The organism is Cecembia sp. (assembly GCF_007126775.1).
Lineage (GTDB): Bacteria > Bacteroidota > Bacteroidia > Cytophagales > Cyclobacteriaceae > Cecembia.
On the sequence record NZ_SLAP01000154.1, the window covers coordinates 1 to 3,744 of the forward strand.

General features: G+C 41.8%; 2 protein-coding genes. Both read right to left on the minus strand.

Going from position 1 to position 3,744, the window contains the following annotated elements:
* Nucleotides 1-120: 120 nt before the first annotated feature.
* Nucleotides 121-2,052 (minus strand): nucleoside-diphosphate sugar epimerase/dehydratase, encoded by a 1,932-nt coding sequence (locus QZT73_RS10115; RefSeq protein ID WP_291787945.1) that lies wholly within the window; start codon nt 2,050-2,052, stop codon nt 121-123.
* Between the two features lie 139 nt (nt 2,053-2,191).
* Nucleotides 2,192-2,800 carry an acetyltransferase gene (locus QZT73_RS10120; protein WP_291780769.1) on the minus strand — a complete coding sequence of 203 codons (609 nt, stop codon included), beginning with the start codon at nt 2,798-2,800 and terminating at the stop codon, nt 2,192-2,194.
* Between the last annotated feature and the right edge of the window lie 944 nt (nt 2,801-3,744).

A 3,744-nucleotide genomic window follows, 5' to 3' on the forward strand; every position in this document is an offset into this window, starting at 1 on the left:
AAAACAAATTATAATATTTATAAACCAATAATTTCGGTTTCATTTACCTGAAAAACTGTAAACTTCGGTTTTGACAATAAAATGTTTTGACCAATAAAAAAAAGCATATCAGGACATTCCTCAATACAATACTTCTTCCTTGGTACTGTCCAATTTGGAAAATCTGGAATAATTACTGACAAATTCAGGAACCAGTTTTTTGAGTTGCCTGACTACTTCAAACTCATCCTGAAATCCTATAATATTGTGGAATTCTCCAATGTTGTCATGGATCATTTCGTATTCCGAGGCCTTTACCTTGGCAATTTTAATCTTCGGGTGGTGGGTTGCTGTCACTTCTTCGTCTTTATTCAACAACTCTTCATACAATTTCTCCCCTGCCCTCAAGCCGGTAAATTCAATTTTGATATCTTCATTGAGCTTTTTACCGCTCAGCGCAATCATTTTCTTTGCAAGATCCACGATTTTAACAGGCTCACCCATGTCAAAAACATAAATTTCACCCCCATTGCCCATGACACCGGCCTCTAAAACCAACTGACAGGCTTCCGGAATGGTCATGAAATAACGGGTGATTTCGGGATGGGTAACTGTAAGCGGCCCCCCTTCCATAATTTGCTTTCTGAACAATGGAATCACTGAACCATTGGAACCCAATACATTTCCGAAACGGGTAGTAATAAAGCGGGTATGGCCTTCCATCTCTTGCATACTCAAATGGTAATCCAAAGATTGCACATACATTTCTGCAAGGCGCTTGCTCGCTCCCATGACATTGGTTGGATTGACAGCTTTGTCTGTGCTGACCATTACAAATTTTTCCGCACCATAAGCCGCAGAAAGATCAGCCAGGATTTTGGTACCCAATACATTACACTGAATCGCCTCTTCAGGATAGGCTTCCATCATGGGCACATGCTTATAGGCAGCAGCATGGAAAACCAGTTGAGGTCTAAACTGATTGAAAATTTCCCGCATACGGTCCTTGTTACGGATATCTGCAATCAGGTATTCTATTTTGGCCCCCTGGGGATGGTTTTTAATTTCCTGTTGCAGGTCGTAAAGTGCAGACTCTGCCTGGTCCAAAACAATCAAATGCTTTGGCCTGCATTTCAACAATTGCCTGCTCAGTTCGGAGCCAATGGAACCCGCCGCGCCGGTTACCATGACCACTTTTCCTTTGATGTCTGCAGCAACACTGTTTTTATCCAAAAGAATCTCTTCCCTGCTCAACAGGTCCTCTATCCTTACTTCCCTGATATCTTTTGTCTGCAAACCAACATTGAACCATTCTTCCGCTGGCGGGATGGTTTTGCTGGGAATTCCCAAAGCCAAACAAGTATCTACAATTTCTCTTCTGCGCTGCGGTGTCAGTGTGTTGATGGCTATGACCACCTCCTGTACCCCTAACTTTTCAACGGCATATTTCAAACCGTTTATTCCCAAAAATATTTTCTTTCCATGAAGCACCATTTTGGACTTCACAGGATCATCATCGATAAAAGCTACCGGCTGCCATTGAGAGCTTCCGTGTCCTGAAAGGGTCTGATAAGTCAAAATACCTGCCTGACCTGCACCATAAATGGCGACTTTTTTTGCAGTCCCTTTATTGCGGGTAAAGATGGCATACTGATAAGCCTCCTTGACCAAAAGCCTGTATCCTATCAATAAAGGGAAAGCGAGTAAAGATGCAATCAGGCCAACGGAAAAAGGTAAAAAGAAACCCGCATCCAACCACATAACATAGGTATTGGATGTCTTGATCAAAGCAAGCAGCACATGGGCCATACCCAACATCTTCATCATATTGACCAAATCTCCGCTATGGGTATGCCTTACAATCCCTACATAGGAATGGGTCATCAGCATGGATACTACTGCCAAAAGCGTGAATACCAAAACCGCAGGTAGGATGTCAAAGCGGTCCACTTGATCCAGATTAAAATTAAAGCGGATGAAGAAGGCAAAAAAAGCCGCGTGGAAAACAATAATTGCATCCACCATTACGATCAACCACCTTGGAACAATTCTTAAATTTCTAAAAAACTCCATATTTAATTTTTAAAAGCAATAAAATTTCAATAGAAAATCATTCCTTACTTTAAACAAATATTAGACCAAATTAATAAAGGAATGGGAAAAACTTCAAGCCAGAAGCAGTTTTATTTTCAATTTCATAAAAAAACAGTGATTAAGCCACTTTGGTAAACACAGGACTGGCAAGTTTATTGCCCAACCATTTCGCGCCATCAGGCACATCGTGAAGCACTACACTTCCTGCACCTATGGTACACCATTTGCCAATCTTGACTCCGGGAAGTACGGTAGAATTTGCCCCTACCAATGTACCTTCTCCCACATGCACATCTCCGCAAAGGGTGACCTGAGGGGCAATATGCGCAAAATCCCCAATCTCACAGTCATGGTCTATGGATGCCCCTGTGTTGATGATCACGTGGTCACCGATGAGCGAACTTACTTTTACAATTGCGCCCTCCATAACTACACATCCTGAACCCATATTGGCTCTTTTCGAAAAAATTGCGGTTTCATGGATAATATTTCCAAACCTGACTTTTCCCTGAAGCCTTTGTGCTACCCTTTGTCTGATGCCATTGTCTCCAATCGCAATAATAAGGTCACTTTTAAAGAAATAATTGGGGGGGATAGGTCCCAAAACCGGGTACCCTAGTAATGTTCTGACTCTGGGATTATCATCAAAAATACCATGGATTTTTTCGTATCCGTCTATCAGATCAATGATCGCCCGGCCATGCCCCGAAGCTCCGTAAATGTACATAATCAGTTAAAAATTTGTTGGTGATTCAATTTGTTTGGGTCTTAGCTACACCCAAATAGGAAAAAAATTTATCAAAAAAACAAAGTTTTGCGCAAAAAAGATTTTGGGCCTAAAAACGCCAATAAGGGGCTTTTTTTAGTTAAAAAACAAAATATTATATACAATTGTCCTATGTCTGTATTTTTTACGCTTTGAAATTTTTTAAAAAAAAATTAAAAATTTTTTGCCCTAAATAAAAAATACCTGTTTCAGGGAGGATTTCTGCCCAAAACAGGTACTTTATCAGGAGCCAGGTCAATAGCTATGCCTTGAGCTTACCTGCCGGAGGCAGGATTGTCGAAGGGTAGATAGGGTTCATGGTTCAGAGTTCAGGGTTCATGGTTCAGAAGTTCAGAAGTTCAGGGTTCAGGGTTCAGAAGTTCAGAAGTTCAGGGTTCAGGAGTTCAGGGTTCAATGTTCAGGGTTAGAACCATTAAGAGTTAAGGGTTTTAAGAATTTCATTAAGAAGGGTTTTGCAAAAGCCTAAATGCTACCATTGACAGATTACCGGACTCGTCACCCTGAGATTTTAAAATTTTGCATTTACAGTTATTGAAACGTCATGCTGAGCGGAGCTTGCGGAGTCGAAGCATCTCCTAAACTTTGGGAGACCCTTCGCTTCACTCAGGGTGACGGTTACTGTAGTCTGTCAATGGTAGTTTTTAAAATTTGACATTTACAGAAAGGTAATGACATTCCGTACCGTCATCCTGAATCCGAGGAACGAGGATGAAGGATCCCCCATATTTTGGGAGACCCTTCCTTCGTCAGGGTGACGGTTACTCTTATCCGTCATGCTGAGCGTAGCTTGCGGAGTCGAAGCATCTCCCATATGATAGGAGACCCCCCGAAAGCATCGGGGCAGGCTTTCGCTTCACTCAGGGTGACGGTTCCAGTAATCTGTC